Raw genomic sequence first — 14480 nt, 5'->3', positions numbered from 1 at the left:
TAGTGTAAACTGTCCATTTACTAGAATAGAATATATTAAGCAGATAGTATTATGCTTAATATATTATAGTGAAGAGGGATAGTATGGAGAGCAGATTTTGTACCTATAAAAGAGTAGGATATTTAAGGCAAAAGATAGCTAATGAGTTAGGTATAGAGTTTACTGGAGTGATATATGCCTCCCCAGGAGTGCTAAAGCATATTATGAAAAGACATGGAAAACAATTAGATAGGAAAACCAAGGCAAGCATTCTTGATTGGATGAAAAAAATTCTAGATGACCCTGACTATATTGGAATTTATAAAAATGGAGAGGGACAGACTGCTGTAGAATTTATTAAGAGGGTTTATACTAATTTGCTTTTAGGAGTTGAAGTTGATGAAGAAAAAGAATATATCTATGTAACAACTATGTATCCTATAACTGATAAAAAAATTGAAAATAGAGTTTATAGTGGTAAGTTAATTAATATTAAAGAAAATAAATAATTTATTTGCTATAAATAATTTGAAAATGTATAATATGAAATTGTGTATATAAATGATTATTGAGGTGAGAAAGGGCTCCTCATGCGCTGAGAATTTCAGTAACTAGAGATGCAGGAAGTGTCGACCTGCCAATAATTATTTAGTGAGTTAAGAGTGATAAGAGTTTGAAGTTAGAGTATATAAATAGAATGTTTAGGGTTAGGCCATTAATAATTTTTGAAAAAGAAATATAATTTATTAAATTTTACATGAATTAAATATTTTTGTAACTTAATACTTGTCATTTGTAACTTGAAAATTAAAACTAAAAAAGCCTTTATGTAGTTTAAAACTAAAAAGGTGAAATGGATAAAACGTATATTAGTTAAAGCGTAAAAAGTTGGGAGGATGAAAATGAAGAAAATAGCGGTAATTTTTAATGGCGGAACTATATCTATGAAGGTTGATGAAAGAATTAAAGCAGCAGTGCCTAGTTTAACTGGAGAAGAGATAATGTCAATGGTAACAGGTATAGAGGAATATGCAGAAATAGAGTCTTATAGCTTTTCAAGTATGCCGTCACCACATATGACTTTTGAGATGATGTTAAAGTTAAGTGAATTTTCAAAAGAGTTATTAAATAGAGAAGATATAGATGGTGTTGTTATTACACATGGTACAGATACATTAGAAGAAACAGCATATCTTTTAGATTTAACAATAAATAGTGACAAGCCTGTTGTAATTACAGGAGCAATGAGAAGTGGCTCAGAGTTAGGGTATGATGGACCTTCTAACTTAGCAGCGTCAATTTGTACGGCTATTTCTGAAGATGCAAAGGGTAGAGGAGTACTTGTATGTTTTAATGGTGAATTAAACTCTGCATCAGAAGTAATAAAAGCAAATTCTATGGCTTTAAATGCTTTTAGAACTCCTAATTTTGGACCTATTGGAATAGTTGATAATAATAAGGTAATGTTTTATAGAGAAGCTAAAAAATCTGAAAAGTATGAAGTGAAAGAAATAAATAAAGATGTAGCCGTTATTAAATGTGTTGCTGATATGGACTCTACATTAATTGATTTTGTAGTTGAAAAAGGTTTTGGTGGAATTGTTATTGAAGCTTTAGGAAGAGGAAATGTACCGCCTAGAATGGTTGAAGGTATAAAAAAAGCACTAGATAAGGAAATTCCGGTTGTTATTGTTTCAAGATGCTTTGAAGGAAGAGTACATGAATCTTATGGATATGAAGGTGGAGGAAAAATGCTTAAAGATTTAGGTGTAATCTTTGGGGATACTTTACCAGGACAAAAGGCAAGAATAAAGCTTGCATTAGCAATTAATAGTAATATAAAAAAGGAAGAAATTGAAAAACAATTTTAAATTACGAATATTACATAATTAAAATCAAACAACATACGTAAAAATGTTGACTTACAGGTAAGTATACCGTATAATTTAATTGTAAGGTAGCTTGTACATTCGTGTTTTAGTGTTGTTTGTTTGAAATTTAATATAATACGAATAATATTAGTGTTAATTTAGCTACAAAGTATATCTTATAACTTTGTAGCTTTTTTATTGTTAAAGCATGACTACTAAAATGAAACTAGCAATAGTTTTATAAATATAAAGTATAAGGGGAAATTATAATGGAAAATTTAACGATGAAGGAAAAACTTCTTCCTATTTTATCAAACAAAAAAGTTGATATGAAAAAGGAAATGATCGGTGGATTAACAACATTCTTAACTATGGCATATATTATCGCAGTTAATCCAAATATCTTATCTACAACGGGAATGCCAGCAGGTGCATTAGTAACTTCTACATGTTTAGCAGCTGGTATTGCATGTATTCTTATGGGTGTGTTTGCTAATTTACCATTTGCTTTAGCTTCAGGAATGGGATTAAATGCATACTTTGCATATACTGTTGTTGGACAAATGGGAGTTTCGTGGGAAATAGCATTATCTGCAGTGTTTATTGAAGGTATTATTTTTATTATATTATCATTATTTAAAGTAAGAGAAGCTGTTGTAAATGCAATTCCTAAAAATATGAAGTTAGCTGTAACTGGAGGTATTGGATTATTTATTGCTTTCATAGGTATGGTTAATGCAGGATTAGTTGTAGCAAATGAATCTACAATGGTTGAATTAGGACATTTTTCACCAGCAGTAATAATTACAGTAATAGGTTTAATTATAATTGCAGTTTTAGATAAAAAGAAAGTAAAAGGATCTATCCTTTGGGGAATTTTAATTTCATCATTAATTGCATGGGGATATGCTTTAATCAATACTGAGGCTGCAGCTGCACTTGGAATTTATTTACCAACAGGGGTATTTAAGTTTGAAGGAATAGGTGAAATTGCAGGTAAAGTAGATTTAGTGCATGCATTTAGTCCAGAAAATATTAAGATGTTTATTACAGTAATATTTACATTCTTATTTGTTGATTTCTTTGATACAGTTGGAACTTTAGTAGGTGTTTGTTCTAAGGCAAAAATGCTTGATAAAGATGGAAAAGTTCCTAATGCAGGAAAAGCCTTATTAGTAGATGCAGTTGGTACAACAGCAGGATCTTTATTAGGTGTTTCTACAGTAACTACTTATGTTGAAAGCTCAACAGGTGTTGCAGCAGGTGGAAGAACAGGATTTACAGCAATAACTACTGGAGTATTGTTTTTAATAGCAATGTTCTTCTCTCCAATATTTATAGCTATTCCAGGTTGTGCAACAGCACCAGCACTAATTTATGTTGGTTATTTAATGCTTGGAGCAGTTAAAGAAATTGACTTTGATAATATTACAGAAGGTGTTCCAGCATTCTTAACTATTGCAGCTATGCCATTAACATACAGTATTGGTGATGGTTTAACATTAGGAATATTATCATATGTAATTATTAATTTCTTATACAATATATTTTCTAAGAAAGAAGAGAAACATAACGTTTCTTGGATAATGTACGTATTAGCAATTATATTTATATTCAAGTTGATATTACTATAAGTGAGAGTCCAAATTTTAATTTGGCTACTCGAACTTACTCAGCGACGGTTAGGAGCAGAGTTTCCTTAAATAATTGACGAAAATATTAATATTTTATAACAAAAAGAAGTTAGAATTTATCTAGCTTCTTTTTCTTTGGAAAAAATAATTGTGAACAATTTGTTAACAAAATATTGACACTAAAGTACCTTAGGTTATAAACTAAATTTGTTATTAAGAACGCAATAAAATTTTATTGAAAGATAAAAAATAATAAGCGGTGAGGAGAATAATATGATAAGGAGTATGACTAGCTTTGGTAGAAGCAGTAGTGAAGAAGGCAAAAAAAGAATCTTTACTGTTGAAATGAAAAGTGTAAATAGTAGATACTTAGATGTAAATATAAGAATGCCTAAAAGTATAATTTCTTTAGAAGAAGAAATTAGAAAAATGATTAGCAATTCTCTTAGTAGAGGAAAAGTTGATGTATTTATTAACTTAAAAAGTTATAACGAAGGTAGTGGAATTCCTAAATTAGATATTAATTTAGCTCAAGAATATTTAAAATGTCTTAAGGAAATTGAAAATAACTTAGATGTTAAAAATGATATATCAGTAATGCAAATTGCACGATTCCCTGAAGTAATTACTATGGTTGAAGAAGAAGATAAAGTTGATGAAATGTGGGAAGAACTAAAGCCTTTAATAAGTGCTTCATTAGATATGATGATTGGTATGAGAGAAGTTGAAGGTAATAAATTAAAAGAAGATATATTAGTTAAAGTTAAGCAAATTGAAGAATTAGTAGTAAAGGTTGAAGAATTTGCAGACAGTATTCCAAAAGCATTTAAACAAAAACTAGAAGATAGATTAAAGGAATTATTAGGAGCAGTTGAAGTAGATGAAAATAGAGTAGCTACTGAAGTTTGTATATTAGCAGATAAGGCAACTGTTGATGAAGAAATAATAAGATTAAAAAGCCATATTAATCAAGTAAGAGAAACCTTAAAGTTAAACGAACCTATTGGAAGAAAGCTTGACTTTATTGTTCAAGAAATGAATAGAGAAACTAATACAATTGGTTCAAAATCTAGCGATATCCAAATGACTAATATAGTTATTGATATAAAAAATATACTTGAAAAAATTAGAGAACAAGTGCAGAACATAGAATAGTAGGAGGAGAAGAATGGGAATAAAATTAATTAATATTGGTTTTGGTAACATTGTATCAGCTAATAGATTAGTTGCAATAGTTAGTCCAGAATCAGCGCCGATTAAGAGAATAATCCAAGAAGCTAGAGATAGAGGCATGCTTATTGATGCTACTTATGGAAGAAGAACAAGAGCTGTTATAATTACTGATAGTGATCATGTTATTTTATCAGCAGTTCAACCTGAAACTGTTGCACATAGATTAGTAGTTAAAGATGAAGCTGTAGATGAGGTTGATGAATAATGCATAATAGAGGACTATTGATTGTAATTTCCGGTCCATCAGGTGCTGGAAAGGGAACCATTTGTAAGGCGCTTTTAGAAAAAAGAGATGATTTATTTATTTCTGTTTCAGCAACTACAAGAAGTCCAAGAGCAGGCGAAGTTGATGGTGTAAATTATCACTTCCTTACTAAAGAAGACTTTATTGCAAGAGTGGAAAAAAATGACTTTTTAGAGTATGCTAATGTTCATGGTAACATGTATGGAACTCCAAAGTTTAAAGTTGAGGAAATGTTAGCAGAAGGTAAAAATGTAATATTAGAAATAGATATTCAAGGTGCACTAAAGGTAAAAGAAAACTTTAGTGAAGGAGTATTTATTTTTATACTTCCTCCATCTATGGAAGAATTAAAGCATAGAATAATAAAAAGAGGAAGTGAAACTGAAGAATCATTAATGACAAGATTTAAAAATGCATATCAAGAAATAAACTATGTTTCTAAATATAATTATGCAGTAGTTAATGATGAAGTTGATACGGCAGTTACAAAAATAGAAGGAATAATTGCCGCAGAAAAATGTAGAGTAGATAGAATAAAAGATACAATATTAGATTCTAAGGAGGGCTTAATTCATGAACAACTCTATGATTAATCCATCAGTGGTGGACTTACTAAAAAAGGTAGAAGACAGATATTCACTAGTTATAGTGACATCAAGAAGAGCAAGACAAATAATAGATGGTGCTAAACCATTAACTTCAGTTTCTTCAAAGAAACCATTAACATTAGCAATAAATGAAGTAAATGAAGGTGAAATTTCTTATCATAAATGTGATGAAGGAAATAAATAGTTATGAGTAAATGTGTTGTTATTGGCGTTACTGGAGGAATTGCAGTATATAAAGCATTAGATGTAATTAGTGCTTTAAGAAAAAAAGATATTGAAGTTCATGTAATAATGACTGAAAGTGCATCAAAGTTTGTAAATCCATTAACATTTCAATCTATAAGTCAAAATATGGTTGTTACTGATATGTTTGCAGAACCTAAAGCATGGGAAATACAACACATATCATTAGCACAAAAGGCTGATTTAATGTTAGTTGCTCCTGCAACTGCAAATATTATTGGTAAGATTTCTAATGGAATTGCAGATGATATGTTATCAACAACTATAATGGCAACAAAGGCTAAGGTTCTTATAGCACCAGCTATGAATACAAATATGTATGAAAATAAAATAGTTCAAAATAATATTTCTAAATTGAAGGATTTTGGCTATAAATTTATTGAGCCAGCTAGTGGTAGATTAGCTTGTGGTGATGTTGGAATTGGTAAATTAGCAGATGTTAATACAATAGTTGAAAGAGTATTAGAAGAACTAGAAGAAAAAGAGCAGGATTTGTTAGGAAAGAAAGTACTGATTAGTGCTGGTCCAACTATTGCACCTATTGACCCAGTAAGATATATTACAAATAGATCAACTGGAAAGATGGGATATGCGATTGCTCAAGAAGCAAGAGAAAGAGGAGCAGAAGTTGTTTTAGTATCAGGTCCTACAAATTTAAATCCGCCTAAAGACGTAAAAATAATTAACATAAAAACTAATGAAGAAATGAAAAATGAAATTTTACAGTATTTTGAATGGGCAGATATAGTTATTAAATCAGCAGCTGTTGCTGATTATAAACCAAAAGAATACAGTGAAGAAAAGATTAAAAAGGGTGATGGTGACCTTAATCTTTGTTTAACTAGAGACAATGACATATTAAAATCTCTAGGAGAGATAAAAACACATCAAATTTTAGTTGGATTTGCAGCAGAAAGTAATAATGTACTTGAAAATGCAAATAAAAAGCTAAAAAATAAGAACTTAGATTTTATAGTAGCAAATGATATTACATCTTCTGATACAGGTTTTGGAAGTGAAGATAATAAAGTCGTCATTTTATCTAAAAATGATGAAAAGCTTGAACTTGAAAAAATGAGTAAAAAAGAAGTTGCAAGTAATATATTTGATATGATTTTAGAAAAGCGCTAATTGCGCTTTTCTTTATATAGTATTCAATTTTAAATATTAAATATGTGATTATATTATTTTGTAGCTTAAAGTAAGAAGGTGATAAGTTGAATTTATATGCTGAAATAATTGTAAATTCTGAAGCATTAGAAATAGATAGACCTTTTACATATAAAGTACCAGAAGAGTTTAAAAGTGATATTAAAGTAGGACAGATAGTAAAGGTTCCTTTTGGAAAAGGAAATAAAACATCTGAAGGCTTTGTATTAACAGTAAAAAATGAAGAAGAAGTTGACATAAAGTTTAGAACTAAAAATATCTCAACTATTTTAGTGAAAGAACCTGTAATTGATGCTGACAATATTAAGCTTATCGATTTTTTGAGGAAAAAGACATTATGTAAATATATAGATGCTTTTAGACTATTGATTCCTGTTGGTATAATGAAAGGTGCAAAGAATAAAAGTAAAAAGGTTATAGTATTAAAAAGTGAAGATTTAAGTAGTATACAAAAACCAGATGGGTATAAAGATATTATTGAATTTTTAAAAAATAATTCTGGAAAATATACTAAGAGTGAACTTATAAATCATTATTCAATTTCTCAATATAAATTAAATAAACTAATTGAAAAAGATATTTTAGCAGTAGAAGAAGAAACTGTTTTTAGATATAATAATAGAAAATATAATGATGATAATGCGAAGCAATTGACTATTGAACAGCAAAAGGTAATAAATCAGTACAATAGCTCTAGTAGTAATTTATTTTTACTTAAAGGTGTAACAGGTTCTGGTAAAACAGAAGTTTATATGAGACTTGTTGAAAAGGCTTTATTAGAAAATAAATCATCAATTATATTAGTACCAGAAATTGCACTAACTCCACAAATGATTGAAAGATTTAAAGGAAGGTTTGGAGTAAATGTTGCTTTATTTCACAGCAAGTTGTCTGATGGGGAAAGATTTGATGAATGGTTTAGGGTCAAAGAAGGAAAAGCAAAAGTTATAGTGGGGGCTAGAAGCGCTATATTTTTACCGGCACAAAACTTAGGGCTTATTATTATAGATGAGGAACATGAAAATACATATAAATCTGAACAAAATCCAAAATATCAAACAAAGGAAATAGCGGAATTTATAAGTGAATTAAAGAATTGTAAAGTAATTTTAGGTTCAGCAACACCAACTATTGAAACATACTACAGGGCATTAATTGGAGAGATTGAATTGTTAGAGCTTAATTCTAGAGTTGATGGTAAAGCAATGCCGCCAATGAATACTGTTGATATGAGAAATGAGCTTAGAAGTGGAAATAAATCATTATTTAGTAGAGAGTTATTTAACGCAATTGAAGATAGGTTGCAAAAAAGAGAACAAGTGATTTTGTTTTTAAATAGAAGAGGATTTTCTACCTTTGTTTCTTGTAGAAGCTGTGGGTATGTTTTTAAATGTGAAGAGTGTGATATTTCCATGACTTATCATAAAAATGGATTATTGGTATGTCATTATTGTGGGAAAACGCAAAGAGAACCTAAAGAGTGTCCAAAGTGCAAAAGTAAATATGTTAAGTTTTTTGGCGCAGGTACTCAAAGAGTTGAAGAAGAAGTAAAAAAATACTTTAAAAATGCAAGAGTAATAAGAATGGATGTTGATACTACAAGAGACAAAAATTCTTATGAAAGAATTTATAATAGCTTTAAAAATGGTGAAGCAGATATTTTAATTGGAACTCAAATGATTTCTAAAGGATTAGATTTTAAAAATGTTACATTAGTTGGTATTTTAGCTGCAGATATGTCTATAAATATACCAGATTATAGAGCAGCAGAAAGAACTTTTCAAATAATTACACAAGTAGCAGGGAGAGCAGGTAGAGGTGATAAACAAGGAGAAGTTATAATTCAAACTTATACTCCAGATCATTACAGTTTACAATATGCTATAAATTATGATTATGAAGGGTTTTATGATAAGGAGTTTACTATTAGAGCTATGATGAAATATCCGCCTTTTGGTAAATTATTGTTAATAAATGGTACAGCTAAAAAAGAGGATTTATTAAAGAATTTTATGCATAAAATATCTAATGTGATTAAACCTTTAGTAGAAAAGGAATTTGATGTTGAACTTTTAGGACCAATTCCATGTATGATTTCTAAAGTTAAGGATAATTATAGATGGCAAATTGTTATAAAAGGTGAATTTAATTCAGATTTTGCAAAAAAAATTAAAGAATTACTTTATGATGAGAACAAGAACGTATATAATGATATACGAATAAGTATAGATATAAATCCAAATAATTTATTCTAGGAGGACAAAAAGATGGCAATAAGAAAAGTTAGAACTGTTGGTGATGATGTTTTAAGAAAAAAATGTAAAGAGGTAGTTGAAATAACAAATAGAGAACTTACTCTTATTGAAGATATGGTAGACACTATGTATGAAGAAAATGGAGTTGGATTAGCAGCACCACAAGTAGGTATACTTAAAAGAATATTTGTTATAGATATTGGTGATGAAAATGGAGTTATGGTATTTATAAATCCAGAAATTTTAGAAACTAGTGGTACTCAATGTGATGACGAAGGGTGCTTAAGTATACCAGGAGAAACAAAGCAAGTTGAAAGACCTAATTATGTTAAAGTAAGAGCATTTAATGAAAAAGGTGAACAATTTGTTTTAGAAGGAGAAGAATTATTAGCGAGAGCTATACTTCATGAAAATGACCATTTAGATGGTATATTATATATTGATCATGTAAAATAGGAGGAAAGTTAATGAAAATAGTATTTATGGGAACTCCTGATTTTGCTGTTCCGTCATTAGAAGCTTTAATAGAAAAGTTTGGTGTAGAAGCTGTGTTTACACAGCCAGATAGACCAAGAGGAAGAGGAAAGAAAATGGTCTTTTCTCCAGTGAAAGAAGTAGCTGTAAAGCATGATATTAAGGTGTTTCAACCTGAAAAGTTGAAAGATGATAGAGAAGCAGTAGAATATTTAAAGGAATTAAAGCCAGATTTTATAATAGTAGTAGCATTTGGCCAAATATTAACTAAAGAAGTGTTAGATATACCTAAGTATGGATGTATAAATTTACATGCTTCATTATTACCAATGTATAGAGGTGCAGCACCATTAAATTGGGTTATAATTAATGGTGAAAAGAAGAGTGGTAATACAACAATGCTTATGGATGTTGGTTTAGACACAGGAGATATGTTATTGAAAGATGAAGTAGAAATTACAGATAATATGACATCTGGAGAACTACATGATATTTTAATGAACAGAGGTGGAGAACTTTTAATAAAGACTATTGAAGGATTAGCTGATGGTTCAATTAAAGGTGAAAAGCAAGAAGGAGAAACTTGCTATGCAAAAATGCTTTCTAAAGAAACTGGTAAAATAAATTGGAATAATTCAGCAGAATCTATCCATAATTTAATTAGAGGGCTTAATCCAAGACCTATAGCACATACTACTTATAAAGATGAAAATATGAAGATTTATGAATCAGAAGTTTTAGCTGAAAGTAGTAATAAAGAAGCAGGAACTATAATAGAAGTAAGCAAAAAAGGTATGAAAGTTTCTTGTGGAAAAGGTATATTATTAGTTAAAAAAATACAATTTCCAAATGGAAAACCACTTACGATTGAGCAATATATAAATGGTAAAGATATTGAGGTTGGATGTAAATTAGTATAATATGAAAGGAGAGGTGTATGATGTATCCTGGATTTTATTTTGATAGAACTATGATTTTATTGCTTCCTGCAGTTATAATTGCTTTTTGGGCACAAACGAAGGTTAGTAGTACTTATAAAAAGTATAAGTCTGTAAGAACAATAAATGGGTATACTGGCGAGAATATTGCAAGAATGATACTTGATTCAGCAGGTCTTTATGATGTGCCGGTTGTAGAGGTTAGAGGTGAGTTAACTGATCACTATGACCCTGTAAGTAGGCAAATTAGATTATCTACTGAAGTTTTTCATAGGGCTAGTATAGCATCAGCAGGAGTAGCAGCACATGAAGTTGGTCATGCAATTCAACATGCGCAAGCATATAAACCTTTAGTATTAAGAACATCTATAGCAAAAGCTGTTAATTTTAGCAGTCAAGCGTCAATAATAATCTTTATGCTTGGATTATTATTTAGTATCCCAATGTTAACAAACCTAGGGATTATATTTTTCACTGTAGCCGTATTTTATCAATTAGTTACATTACCAGTAGAATTTAATGCATCTAAGAGAGCTTTAAATATACTAGAAAATAAAAATATTCTATATGGTGATGAAATTAAAGGAGCTAAAAGTGTTTTAAGTGCAGCAGCTATGACTTATGTAGCAGCAGCATTAATGTCAATATTACAACTAATAAGATTAATTGCAATTAGCAATAGAAATAATGATTAAGAGGTAACGTATGAATAGTAGAGAAGTAGCATTAAACATAATTAATAGAGTTTTAATTGAAGGAGCTTATTCTAACTTAGTTTTATCTAATGAATTAAATGAAGTAGATTTAAACGAAAAAGATAGAGCTTTAGTAACGGAACTTGTTTATGGAACTATAAGAAGAAAAAAGACATTAGATATGATAATATCAAATTACATTAAAGATATATCATTAATGGATGAAAGAGTTTTAAATATATTAAGAATGGCAATTTATCAAATGCATTTCTTAGATAAGGTTCCTGAGTTTGCAGCTTGTAATGAAGCTGTTGAATTAGCAAAACAAATTTCAGTTCAAGATTCTAAATTAGTAAATGGAATACTAAGAAGTTATACTAAGAATCCTGATGATATGGATATTAAGGATAAGATTGATAGATTAGTATATCAATATTCTTATGAACCATGGTTTATTAGAATGATCTATAAACAATATGGTGAAGAAAATGGAAGAAAAATATTAGCGGGATTAAATGCTACACCTAAAGTAACTGTAAGAGTTAATACAAGCAAAGCTGATTATGATGAAGTATATGAAAGACTTGAAGAAATGGGATACGATGTAGAAGAAGGATATGCTTGTCCAGAAGCTATAATAATAAAGGGTGGTAGTTCTATAGAAAATAATGAATTGTTTAACGAAGGATTAATAACAGTTCAAGATGAAAGTGCTATGATTGTAACACCGCTTTTAGATTTAGAAAAAGGAGATATAGCATTAGATCTTTGTGCAGCTCCAGGTGGAAAGACTACTCATATGGCTGAACTTTTAGAAGGCGAAGGAAAAGTATACGCTTTTGATTTACATGAAAATAAGTTATCTTTAATTAAGGAAAACTTAGAGAGATTAGGATTAGATAATGTTGAAGTAGAAGCAATGGATGCAACAAAATTAGATTCTAGATATGTTTCATTTGCAGATAAGGTTTTAATAGATGTTCCTTGTTCAGGGCTTGGAATAATAAGAAAGAAACCAGAAATTAAATGGAATAAATCAAGAAAGTCTCTTAAGGATTTAGTTCCAACTCAAAGAGCTATTATGGAAAATGCTTGGACTTATTTAAAAACAGGAGGAACTATGCTTTATTCAACTTGTACTTTAAATGTTGAAGAAAACCAAGAAAATATTGAATGGTTCTTAAATAAGTACAAAGATGCTAAGGTAGAAAAAATATTCTTAGGTAACATGGATAACTTTATATACAATAATGATGGTTCATTAACAATATTACCAAATGAATATATGGATGGTTTCTTTGTTGCTAAAATAAGTAAGAAATAATAGTTTCTTAGTTACAAAGATAAGTAAGAAATAGTAGGTGAACAAATGTATAATGTTTTAGATTTCACATTAGAAGAATTACAAAGCTGGATGAAGGAAAATGGAGAAAGTGCTTTTAGAGCAAAACAAGTTTTTTCATGGATATATAAAAATATATGGAATTTTGATGATATGAAAAATATTCCTGTAAGTTTAAAGGAAAAATTAAAGGAAAACTTCATTATAGATATTCCTAAAATAGTTGAAGTATATGAATCTAGTGTAGATGATACGAAGAAAATATTATTATCTATGAAGGATAATAATTTAATAGAATGCGTACTTATGAAATACAAACATGGAAATTCAATATGTATATCTACTCAAGTTGGTTGTAGAATGGGGTGCAAATTTTGCGCCTCTACAATTGGCGGTAGAATAAGGGATTTAAGTGCAGGAGAAATTTTAGCAGAAATTATTGTTGCACAAAAATACTTAGGAGAAAGAATTTCTAATGTAGTATTAATGGGAAGTGGAGAACCGCTTGATAACTTTGATAATGTTGTGAAGTTTTTAAAATTAGTTAATGCAGAATATGGATTAAATATAGGTCAAAGACATATCACTTTATCAACTTGTGGAATTGTACCAAAAATAATTGAATTAGCAGATTTAGATTTAAGCATTACTTTGGCAATTTCTTTACATGCATTTAGCGATGAAAAAAGAAAGGTTATAATGCCTATTGCCAATAAATATACTATAGCAGAGATATTAGATGCTTGTAGGTATTATATGAATAAAACAGGCCGTAGAATTACATATGAGTATTCACTGGTATCAGGAGTTAATGATAGTAAAGAAGATGCAAAATCTTTATCTAAGCTTTTAAAGGATATGAATGGTCACGTGAATTTAATTCCAGTAAATGAAATAAAGGAAAATACATTAAAAAGACCATCTAAAAAAACTATTGAAGATTTTGAAGAAATATTAAAAGCACATGGAATTGAAGTAACAGTTAGAAGAGAAATGGGTACAGATATTAATGCTGCATGTGGGCAACTTAGAAGAAGTTATTTAGAAACACAAAAATAAAGGGGCGAAGAACAAAATGGTGGGTATAAAAAGTGATGTAGGTGTAGTTAGGTCGTTAAACGAAGATTATGCTGGATACATTGAAGAGCCTAGATACAGATTATATGTAGTAGCTGATGGTATGGGTGGTCATAATGCTGGTGAAGTAGCTAGCAAAATAGCTGTTGATACTGTTAAGGCTTATGTTAGAGATAATTATGAGAATGAAGGAAGTTCGGTCCTTGAAAATGCTGTAAGTTTTGCTAATTCTAAAATTTATGAAAGTGCAACAAGTGGTAGTGAGTATAGAGGAATGGGTACTACTTTAGTAGCAGCTTTGATTAGTAATGGAGAAATTATTATTGCTAATGTTGGAGATAGTAGTTGTTTTGGAATAAAGGATAGTACAATAGTGAAAATTACTAAGGATCATTCTTTAGTTCAAGAATTAATTGATTCTGGAACAATAACAGAAGAAGAAGGAAGAAATCACCCAAAGAAAAATGTTATTACACGTGCGTTAGGCACAAACAATATAGTAAAGATTGACATATTTAAATATGATTTGAGTTCTTATGATAAATATTTATTGTGTACAGATGGATTATCAAATGAAGTATTAAATGAAGAAATTTTGGAAGAGATAAATAAAGTTAATGACTACAATCATGCCTGTGACAAGTTGGTTTTATTAGCGAAAAGTCGAGGGGGAAGAGATAATATTACGGTCTTGCTATTTGGAGGAGAGGTGTAGAG

The 14480-nt window shown here is 29.5% G+C and carries 15 protein-coding genes; all 15 read left to right on the top strand.

What is annotated here, in order from left to right; all coding sequences use genetic code 11:
- The first annotated feature begins 83 nt into the window (after positions 1 to 83).
- The 15 genes from TY07_RS06495 to TY07_RS06425 all read left to right on the top strand — a co-directional run bounded on the left by TY07_RS06495 (position 84) and on the right by TY07_RS06425 (position 14478).
- Positions 84 to 488, top strand: coding sequence for a PBECR3 domain-containing polyvalent protein (locus TY07_RS06495; RefSeq protein ID WP_042396974.1), 405 nt, complete (start codon positions 84 to 86; stop codon positions 486 to 488).
- Positions 489 to 881: 393 nt separating this feature from the next.
- Positions 882 to 1850 carry an asparaginase gene (locus TY07_RS06490; protein ID WP_042396970.1) on the top strand — a complete coding sequence of 323 codons (969 nt, stop codon included), beginning with the start codon at positions 882 to 884 and terminating at the stop codon, positions 1848 to 1850.
- A gap of 269 nt (positions 1851 to 2119) precedes the next feature.
- Entirely contained in the window at positions 2120 to 3484 is a 1365-nt protein-coding gene (locus TY07_RS06485) for an NCS2 family permease (protein ID WP_042396967.1), read from the top strand.
- A gap of 273 nt (positions 3485 to 3757) precedes the next feature.
- Positions 3758 to 4639 carry a YicC/YloC family endoribonuclease gene (locus TY07_RS06480; protein ID WP_042396963.1) on the top strand — a complete coding sequence of 294 codons (882 nt, stop codon included), beginning with the start codon at positions 3758 to 3760 and terminating at the stop codon, positions 4637 to 4639.
- A 13-nt stretch (positions 4640 to 4652) separates the two neighbouring features.
- Positions 4653 to 4922: an extracellular matrix/biofilm regulator RemA gene (remA, locus tag TY07_RS06475; protein WP_042396960.1), complete on the top strand. Its 270-nt coding sequence runs from the start codon at positions 4653 to 4655 to the stop codon at positions 4920 to 4922.
- Positions 4922 to 5554: a guanylate kinase gene (gene gmk, locus TY07_RS06470; protein ID WP_042396957.1), complete on the top strand. Its 633-nt coding sequence runs from the start codon at positions 4922 to 4924 to the stop codon at positions 5552 to 5554. Before remA ends, gmk begins: the two co-directional genes overlap by 1 nt.
- The gene (gene rpoZ, locus TY07_RS06465) at positions 5535 to 5753 is read left to right on the top strand and encodes a DNA-directed RNA polymerase subunit omega (protein ID WP_042396952.1); all 219 of its coding nucleotides are present in this window, start codon (positions 5535 to 5537) and stop codon (positions 5751 to 5753) included. The genes gmk and rpoZ overlap by 20 nt, the downstream gene beginning before the upstream one ends.
- Positions 5754 to 5755: 2 nt before the next feature.
- The gene (coaBC, locus tag TY07_RS06460; RefSeq protein ID WP_042396949.1) at positions 5756 to 6943 is read left to right on the top strand and encodes a bifunctional phosphopantothenoylcysteine decarboxylase/phosphopantothenate--cysteine ligase CoaBC; all 1188 of its coding nucleotides are present in this window, start codon (positions 5756 to 5758) and stop codon (positions 6941 to 6943) included.
- An 86-nt stretch (positions 6944 to 7029) separates the two neighbouring features.
- A complete protein-coding gene (gene priA / locus TY07_RS06455; protein WP_042396947.1) occupies positions 7030 to 9237 on the top strand; it encodes a primosomal protein N' in 2208 nt (735 codons plus the stop codon).
- A 12-nt stretch (positions 9238 to 9249) separates the two neighbouring features.
- Positions 9250 to 9693, top strand: a complete 444-nt coding sequence (def, locus tag TY07_RS06450; RefSeq protein WP_042396944.1) for a peptide deformylase — start codon at positions 9250 to 9252, stop codon at positions 9691 to 9693.
- An 11-nt stretch (positions 9694 to 9704) separates the two neighbouring features.
- The gene (gene fmt, locus TY07_RS06445) at positions 9705 to 10631 is read left to right on the top strand and encodes a methionyl-tRNA formyltransferase (protein ID WP_042396941.1); all 927 of its coding nucleotides are present in this window, start codon (positions 9705 to 9707) and stop codon (positions 10629 to 10631) included.
- Between the two features lie 17 nt (positions 10632 to 10648).
- A complete protein-coding gene (locus tag TY07_RS06440; protein WP_042396938.1) occupies positions 10649 to 11344 on the top strand; it encodes a zinc metallopeptidase in 696 nt (231 codons plus the stop codon).
- Positions 11345 to 11354: 10 nt separating this feature from the next.
- Complete coding sequence (gene rsmB, locus TY07_RS06435; protein ID WP_042396936.1) at positions 11355 to 12668, top strand: 16S rRNA (cytosine(967)-C(5))-methyltransferase RsmB; 1314 nt, start codon at positions 11355 to 11357, stop codon at positions 12666 to 12668.
- Positions 12669 to 12713: 45 nt separating this feature from the next.
- Positions 12714 to 13745, top strand: coding sequence for a dual-specificity RNA methyltransferase RlmN (gene rlmN, locus TY07_RS06430; protein ID WP_042396932.1), 1032 nt, complete (start codon positions 12714 to 12716; stop codon positions 13743 to 13745).
- Positions 13746 to 13761: 16 nt separating this feature from the next.
- Positions 13762 to 14478, top strand: a complete 717-nt coding sequence (locus TY07_RS06425) for a Stp1/IreP family PP2C-type Ser/Thr phosphatase (protein ID WP_042396928.1) — start codon at positions 13762 to 13764, stop codon at positions 14476 to 14478.
- Positions 14479 to 14480: the final 2 nt, after the last annotated feature.

Source organism: Clostridium saudiense (assembly GCF_000577815.1).
Classification (GTDB): Bacteria; Bacillota; Clostridia; order Clostridiales; family Clostridiaceae; genus Clostridium; species Clostridium saudiense.
The sequence above is the reverse complement of the archived record's forward strand: the minus strand, read 5'-3'. Positions and strand labels throughout refer to the sequence as shown.

Bases quoted from the DNA above. Each gene is read 5' to 3' on its own strand.
- rsmB (WP_042396936.1), top strand. From the start codon at position 11,355: ATGAATAGTAGAGAAGTAGCATTAAACATAATTAATAGAGTTTTAATT.
- TY07_RS06425 (WP_042396928.1), top strand. From the start codon at position 13,762: ATGGTGGGTATAAAAAGTGATGTAGGTGTAGTTAGGTCGTTAAACGAA.
- TY07_RS06495 (WP_042396974.1), top strand. From the start codon at position 84: ATGGAGAGCAGATTTTGTACCTATAAAAGAGTAGGATATTTAAGGCAA.
- gmk (WP_042396957.1), top strand. From the start codon at position 4,922: ATGCATAATAGAGGACTATTGATTGTAATTTCCGGTCCATCAGGTGCT.
- TY07_RS06485 (WP_042396967.1), top strand. From the start codon at position 2,120: ATGGAAAATTTAACGATGAAGGAAAAACTTCTTCCTATTTTATCAAAC.
- rpoZ (WP_042396952.1), top strand. From the start codon at position 5,535: ATGAACAACTCTATGATTAATCCATCAGTGGTGGACTTACTAAAAAAG.
- fmt (WP_042396941.1), top strand. From the start codon at position 9,705: ATGAAAATAGTATTTATGGGAACTCCTGATTTTGCTGTTCCGTCATTA.
- TY07_RS06480 (WP_042396963.1), top strand. From the start codon at position 3,758: ATGATAAGGAGTATGACTAGCTTTGGTAGAAGCAGTAGTGAAGAAGGC.
- def (WP_042396944.1), top strand. From the start codon at position 9,250: ATGGCAATAAGAAAAGTTAGAACTGTTGGTGATGATGTTTTAAGAAAA.
- coaBC (WP_042396949.1), top strand. From the start codon at position 5,756: ATGAGTAAATGTGTTGTTATTGGCGTTACTGGAGGAATTGCAGTATAT.
- rlmN (WP_042396932.1), top strand. From the start codon at position 12,714: ATGTATAATGTTTTAGATTTCACATTAGAAGAATTACAAAGCTGGATG.
- TY07_RS06490 (WP_042396970.1), top strand. From the start codon at position 882: ATGAAGAAAATAGCGGTAATTTTTAATGGCGGAACTATATCTATGAAG.
- TY07_RS06440 (WP_042396938.1), top strand. From the start codon at position 10,649: ATGATGTATCCTGGATTTTATTTTGATAGAACTATGATTTTATTGCTT.
- remA (WP_042396960.1), top strand. From the start codon at position 4,653: ATGGGAATAAAATTAATTAATATTGGTTTTGGTAACATTGTATCAGCT.